The 474-nt window shown below is 28.9% G+C and carries 1 protein-coding gene; it reads right to left on the bottom strand.

Translation table 11 applies throughout. The features are described 5' to 3' along the window. Positions 1-474 (bottom strand): SH3 domain-containing protein (locus EII23_RS12375; protein ID WP_221620423.1); only part of this gene is annotated, 474 nt, incomplete at both ends.

The raw sequence follows: 474 nt of genomic DNA, 5'->3' as shown, positions 1-474 counted from the left end.
ATAGCAGTCATTCCATCTACTCTATATAATATTACAGCTTTTTCTTTTGGATCTAATGTACCAATCTTAGTTATTTTATCTAAATCATATACACTTTCTGGTGTTGATCCATTTTCCCAAGAAAAATTATCTTTATACTTTATAATACTTGTGGCATTGGTTACATAACCTTGTCTATAACCTGCTGAAGTTGGATATTGTACTAAAACTAATTGTTTAGAATAACTTATATCCAATACAGTTATTTCATCTCCATCACTAACTGTTCTTCCTTCAATTCTATTACCATTAGCATCTTTAAGATATAAAAAATCTCCTCTAACTACTGCATTAGTTGGAAAAGTTGGTGTTTTCCCAACTAAGTTTCCAGGGTTAACATTTGGAATTATATTGTTTGACATTTTTAAAACCTCTCTTTTTTCTCTTATTAAGAAACAAGCTTGTATTCTCTTTACATACCAAGAACAACAAATT

Origin of the sequence: Desulfovibrio sp. OH1186_COT-070, from assembly GCF_003860215.1 — a bacterium.
Classification (GTDB): Bacteria; Desulfobacterota; Desulfovibrionia; order Desulfovibrionales; family Desulfovibrionaceae; genus Desulfovibrio.
This window is presented reverse-complemented; position numbering and strand designations above follow the sequence as displayed.